This is a genomic window from Mesorhizobium sp. M7A.F.Ca.CA.002.04.1.1, from assembly GCF_004022805.1.
GTDB lineage: Bacteria > Pseudomonadota > Alphaproteobacteria > Rhizobiales > Rhizobiaceae > Mesorhizobium > Mesorhizobium ciceri.
This window is the reverse complement of record NZ_RZPL01000342.1, coordinates 1-5,798: the sequence shown is the minus strand read 5'-3', so window position 1 is coordinate 5,798 and position 5,798 is coordinate 1. Positions and strand designations below refer to the sequence as shown.

Below are 5,798 nucleotides of genomic sequence, written 5' to 3'. Positions count from 1 at the left end.
CCCCAATGCGATCCGAATGCCTGGATTTGCAACAGGTTCGCCATGTCGCCGCCGCATGGGAGATGGGCTGCGTGGGCATCACCGGGCAGACGCAGACCAGATTCATATCCCAACTCTTTGGCTACAAGAATGTCTTCTTCCGCTATGCCGGGGGAACGATGGTCCGCTCGCGGATCGCCGAGGTCACGGAAGCGGTCCGCTCCGGCGACATCTTTATCGGTGGATTGGTGGGCGACCGCTGGACCCGCCTCAGTTCCGATGATTTCGGCCGCTGATCGCCTTCAACCGGTGGTCGGCCCCAGCGGCTGGCAGCGCTCGGTTACAAAGGCCGCCTGCGGACTGGGTGCCTCCTGAGGCGTCCAACGCCCGGTCTTTTCATTCCAGCCGCCATGTTCTATGTCTGCCGGGCAGCGCGGGGGCGCGTCTTGTCAATCGTAAAAGCATCCGGTACGCCCCGCTCATGACAGTTACCGTTCGTTTCGCCCCTTCGCCGACCGGCCGCATCCATATCGGCAATGCGCGCACGGCTCTGTTCAACTGGCTGTTCGCCGTGAACAACAAGGGTCGCTTCATCCAGCGCTTCGACGACACCGACATTGCGCGCTCGAAGCAGGAGTTTTCCGACGCCATCCTCTACGACCTGCATTGGTTGGGCATTTTTCCCGACGCCACCGAGTACCAGTCGCGGCGCTTCGAAGTCTATGACGCGGCGGTCGAGAGGCTGAAGGCGGCAGGCGTTCTCTATGCCTGCTACGAAACGCCGGAGGAGCTGGATCTCAGGCGCAAGGTGCGCCGCACGCGCGGTCTGCCGCCGGTCTATGGCCGCGAGGCGTTGACCCTGACGCACGAACAGATCGCCGAATACCAGACCGATGGCCGCCGGCCGCACTGGCGTTTTCTCCTGCCCAATTTCTCAGGCGATCCACAACAGCCGGAACGCACTGAAATCCACTGGAACGACTTGGTGCGCGGTGAGGAAACCGTCGATCTGGCCTCGCTTTCCGATCCGGTCCTGGTGCGCGAGGACGGCACCTATCTCTATACGCTGCCTTCCGTGGTCGACGACATCGAGATGGGCGTCAGCCATGTCATCCGCGGCGACGACCATGTCACCAACACCGGCGTGCAGATCGCCCTGTTCCAGGCACTGGCTGCCACGCCGCCAGTGTTCGGCCACCACAATCTCCTGACCACCGCATCGGGCGAGGGCTTGTCGAAGCGCACCGGCGCGCTCTCCATCGAAAGCCTGCGCGAGGACGGGATCGAGCCGATGGCCGTCGCATCATTGGCGGTCCTGGTAGGCACTTCGGAGAATGTCGCGGCGATGCCGACGATGGGCGAACTCGCCGAACGCTTCGATCCGGCGGCGACATCGAAATCCGCGGCCAAGTTCGATCCGGACGAGCTGTTCGTGCTCAACCGGTCGCTGCTGCACCACATGCCGTTCGCCGAGGCACAAGACCGTCTCATCGTGCTCGGCGTCTCCGGCGAGCAGGCCGAACCGTTCTGGCTGGCGGTGCGCGGCAATCTCGACAGGCTGGCCGATGCGGTCAACTGGTGGCGCATCCTGCGCGAAGGACCGCAGGAGAAGCCGCAATTTTCCGATGACGACCGCGACTTTCTCCGACAGGCGTTCGACCTGCTGCCGGAGGAACCCTGGACCGCGACGATCTGGAAGGACTGGACGGGCAAGATCAGGGAAGCGACCGGCCGCAAGGGCAAGGCGTTGTTCATGCCACTCAGGACAGCCCTTACCGGACTGCCTTCGGGGCCGGAGCTTGCAGATCTATTGCCGCTGATGGGTCGGGAAGGAACGTTGGCCCGACGACCCTGACCTTGCGCTGTTCCGGCGGCAGCGCGGACACGGGCGACGTCACCGGCCTCGCGGAAAGCCGCTTGATCGCCTCGCGGTCGAGCCCACCTTCCAGATTGGCCAGCGTTTCGGGATCGGCGCCCGGATCAGGTTTTGCAACCGGGACTGGAATGAATGATGACGCGTCTGTCTCTGGCTGCGATTGCACCGGATTCGGCGGATTGCCGGCGATGATCTGGAAACCCTGCGCAGCGGCGTTGCAGCCGCAAGCCGGCGGCCGCGACACGCCGGGCCGCTTGTAGAGATAGGCGGTCGGCAATTCGCTGTAAGGCCGGCCGGTGACAGATGACGTCATCGACGCCGAATCGTCGTCCATGCCGCGCGAATAGAAAACCTGCATCTCGGTGCCGGGGCAGCTCGATTCGCAATTCTTCTGGTCGCGTTCGAAATCGCCTGCCGAGGCCGAGTTCGACATAGGGAAAAAGTAGCCGTCGCAGGTGCGCACACAGGACGTGTGGAATTCGCCACCGACGCTCGGAAAATCCGGTACGCCGGGCTGGTTGAGCACACGGCGGACATTGCGCTCCTCGCTGGGATCGTCGGGCTGGTTGGGTTCATCAAGCATATCGAGCTGCTTGCTGTTGCCGCCGAAGAGCTGATCGAACAGGTTTGCGCTGCCGCCGTCGCGGTTCGCTTCCTGCAAAGGCGCACGCCGAGGCGCAACGGTGTCGTCGCGGCAGCCATTGGCGTCGAGCGCCGCCAGGATGCGTCCGCGATCGCGGCGAGAGCCACCGCCAGCCAGCCGCTCGCGCTTGTTTTGCAAGGCGTCGAGATTGGCATTCATGCGGTCGATGGTGGCGTTGAGCCCGGCGCATTGATTGAGGTTGCGGCCAAACAGCGAAAAACCGCACCCGGCCTGGCTCGCCTGGCTGCGAGCCTTCGAAATCTGCTCATGCTGCCTGGCAATCGCGGAATCGTATTTCCGGACTAGCGCCGGACCGCCACCGCCGCCGCGCGAGGACGCGGCAAGATCGGCTTCCAACTGGCGGCAGACCCGCGAAGCAGCCTGTGGCTCGGCTACTCCCCAGGTTGCGGACAACAGCAGGCCAAGCAGCACGACAGCATGCGCCTGCTTCCACCCTCCGCTTGCCATCCGCCCAAACTCCGCCTTCCAAATCGGCTGTTAGCCCCGCAAGGCTACCGTGTTCGCGGTTAACTGCAGTTTACCGCGAAATCCGTGTTCAGCCCAGATTGACGACCGCTTGTGCCTTGTGGGCGGCTTCGACCACGGCAAGCGCCGTCATGTTGACGACGCCGCGCGAGGTGACAGACGGCGTCAATATATGCGCCGGCATGTCGGTGCCGAGCAGGATCGGCCCGACATGTAGCGCATCCGTCATGGTTCTGAGCGCCGTCAGCGTGATGTTTGCCGAATCGAGGTTGGGGAACACCAGCAAATTGGCTTCGCCCTTCAGTCTCGAATGGGGATAGACGCGCTGGCGCAGGTGCTCCGACAGAGCAGTGTCCGCATGCATCTCGCCATCGCATTCAAGGTCAGGCGCGATGCGCGCCAGGATCGCCGCTGCTTGCCGCATCTTCAGGGCGCTGGGCGAATCGCGCGAGCCGAAATCGGAATGCGACAAGAGTGCTGCCTTCGGCTCGATGCCGAAGCGCTGGATTTCTTCCGCCGCCAGCACCGTCATCTCGGCGATTTCTTCCGCCGTCGGGTCGACGGAGACGTGGGTGTCGGTCAGAAAGATGATGCCGCGCTGCGAGATCAGCATGGAAAGCGTCGACAGGTCGTGGTCCTTGATGCCGGCGCGGGGGCCGATGATCAAGGTGACGTTGCGCAGATGCCGCTCGAATCGACCTTCGAGGCCGCAGACCATGGCGTCGGCATCGCCGCGTTTCAGCGCAAGTGCTGCGATCACCGTGTTGTCGGTGCGCACCATAGTGCGCGCGGCTTCCGTCGTCACGCCACGCCGGCCGGCGAGTTCGATCAAAAGGTCGACATAGTGGCGGTAGCGCGGATCGTCTTCCGGGTTGATGAGGCCGAAATCGACCCCGGGCTTGATGCGCAGGCCGTAGCGCTTCAGGCGCACTTCGATGACGTGCGGGCGGCCGATCAGGATCGGCTCGGCGATGCCTTCCTCGAGCACCACCTGGGCAGCCCGCAGCACGCGCTCATCCTCGCCGTCGGCATAGATGACGCGCTTGGCGCTCGATGCCTTGGCGGACGAGAACACCGGCTTCATCACCAGGCCGGAGCGGAAGACGAAGCGGTTCAGCTTGTCGATATAGGCGGCAAAGTCGGTGATCGGCCGCGTCGCGACGCCGGTGTCGCAGGCTGCCTTGGCGACCGCGGGCGCTATGCGCAGGATCAGCCGCGGATCGAAGGGCGAAGGGATCAGGAATTCAGGGCCGAAGATCGGCGTCTCGCCGGAATAGGCGCGGGCCGCGACGTCCGAAGGTTCCTCGCGTGCGAGCGCTGCGATTGCCCGCACCGCCGCCATCTTCATCTCCTCATTGATGGCGCTGGCGCCGCAGTCGAGCGCACCGCGAAAAATGTAAGGAAAACACAGTACGTTGTTGACCTGATTGGGAAAATCGGACCGGCCGGTGCAGATCATCGCATCCGGACGCGCTGCACGCGCTATTTCCGGCATGATCTCCGGATTGGGGTTGGCCAGCGCCAGGATCAGCGGCTTCGGCGCCATGTGCTGGAGCAGTTCCGGCTTCAGTACGCCTGCCGCCGACAGGCCGAGGAAGACGTCGGCGCCCGAAATGACGTCGGCCAGCGTGCGCGCCTCGGTGTCCTTCACATAGGGGTCTTTCCAACGATCCATCTCATCGGTGCGGCCCTTGTAGGCGACGCCGAAACGGTCGGTGACCCAGATGTTTTCGACCTTGGCGCCGAGCGAGACCAGCAGGTTGAGGCAGGCAAGGGCGGCAGCCCCGGCGCCGGAGGTGACGATCTTGATGTCCGATATGGTCTTGCCGGCGAACTCCAGCCCGTTGAGCACGGCGGCAGCGACGATGATGGCGGTGCCGTGCTGGTCGTCGTGGAACACCGGTATGCCCATGCGGGCCTTCAGCTGTTCCTCGACCTCGAAGCATTCCGGCGCCTTGATGTCCTCGAGATTGATGCCGCCGAAGGTCGGCTCGAGGGCCGAGATCGTCTCGACCATGCGCTCGATAGCGGGCGCGTCGATCTCTATGTCGAAGACATCGATGCCGGCGAACTTCTTGAACAGGACGGCCTTGCCTTCCATGACCGGTTTGGAGGCCAGCGGGCCGATATTGCCGAGGCCGAGCACGGCCGATCCGTTTGTGACGACACCGACCAGATTGGCGCGTGCGGTGTAGTCGGCGGCGGTCGCCGGATCGTCGCGGATTTCCAGGCAGGGGGCGGCGACGCCGGGGGAATAGGCGAGCGCGAGGTCGCGCTGATTGCCGAGCGGCTTGGTCGCCTGTATCTCGAGCTTTCCCGGCCTTGGGTGCTTGTGGAAGTAGAGGGCGGCTTCGTCGAGGTCCGAACGTGCCGTCTTTTTGCTCTCGCCTTCCATGCGGCCGCTCCCTCGAAATCTGCCTGGAGATTCCCTTTTAGCATGCAGCCGTGGTTTTTCGCGACGCTAATTGACGCGCCGGCGGCAATACCCGGCGGCGCGTAGAAAGTATTGAACAATCAAATACTTATAACGATTGTCTGACGGACGGATCCGACCGTTTCACGGATAAGTTGATCAAAAGGCGCTGACGTAAAGACCACCATCGACCGGTATGTTCTGCCCGGTCAGATAGCCGGCGTGGACCGAGCACAGGAAGGCGCAGATCTGGCCGAATTCCTCCGGCGTGCCGAGCCGCTTGGCCGGAACATCGGCGCTGATGCGGGTCTTGCGCGCGGCTGCGGCCTGAGGGCTTTCGACTGTGCCGGCCTCATGCGGGCCGCGCAGCCGGTCGGTGTCGAGCTTGCCCGGCAGAAGGC

General features: G+C 63.8%; 4 protein-coding genes and 1 pseudogene. 2 read left to right on the top strand and 3 right to left on the bottom strand.

Features of this window, described 5'->3' with window-relative positions:
• Both ENZ75_RS18320 and gltX read left to right on the top strand, forming a co-directional pair.
• Positions 1-275: pseudogene (locus tag ENZ75_RS18320) on the top strand (hypothetical protein); the annotation flags it as partial.
• Positions 276-460: 185 nt separating this feature from the next.
• Positions 461-1,834: a glutamate--tRNA ligase gene (gene gltX, locus ENZ75_RS18315; RefSeq protein WP_063167908.1), complete on the top strand. Its 1,374-nt coding sequence runs from the start codon at positions 461-463 to the stop codon at positions 1,832-1,834.
• On the opposite strand, the gene ENZ75_RS18310 is transcribed toward gltX, so the two are convergent.
• The 3 genes from ENZ75_RS18310 to ENZ75_RS18300 all read right to left on the bottom strand — a co-directional run.
• Positions 1,752-2,966 (bottom strand): DUF2865 domain-containing protein, encoded by a 1,215-nt coding sequence (locus ENZ75_RS18310; RefSeq protein ID WP_063167909.1) that lies wholly within the window; start codon positions 2,964-2,966, stop codon positions 1,752-1,754. The genes gltX and ENZ75_RS18310 overlap by 83 nt on opposite strands.
• 88 nt (positions 2,967-3,054) lie before the next feature.
• On the bottom strand, positions 3,055-5,379 hold the full coding sequence (locus ENZ75_RS18305) for an NADP-dependent malic enzyme (protein WP_024503551.1): 2,325 nt from the start codon (positions 5,377-5,379) through the stop codon (positions 3,055-3,057).
• A gap of 177 nt (positions 5,380-5,556) precedes the next feature.
• Positions 5,557-5,798: SDR family oxidoreductase (locus ENZ75_RS18300; RefSeq protein WP_128278226.1), on the bottom strand; the 242-nt coding region annotated here is incomplete at its 5' end.